Genomic DNA, 226 nt, shown 5'->3' with positions numbered 1-226 from the left:
ACCACTTTGTGATTCATGACTGGGGTGAAGTCGTAACAAGGTAACCGTAGGGGAACCTGCGGTTGGATCACCTCCTTACCTTAAAGAACCTGCCTTTGCAGTGCTCACACAGATTGTCTGATGAAAAGTAAATAGCAAGGCGTCTTGCGATTGAGACTTCAGTGTCCCCTTCGTCTAGAGGCCCAGGACACCGCCCTTTCACGGCGGTAACAGGGGTTCGAATCCC

At 51.3% G+C, this 226-nt stretch carries 1 rRNA gene; it reads left to right on the top strand.

What is annotated here, in order from left to right:
• Positions 1-78 (top strand): 16S ribosomal RNA (locus HED65_RS22485); the annotation flags it as partial.
• Positions 79-226 lie beyond the last annotated feature (148 nt).

Source organism: Pantoea sp. LS15, assembly GCF_012241585.1.
Taxonomy (GTDB): domain Bacteria; phylum Pseudomonadota; class Gammaproteobacteria; order Enterobacterales; family Enterobacteriaceae; genus Enterobacter.
This window is presented reverse-complemented; position numbering and strand designations above follow the sequence as displayed.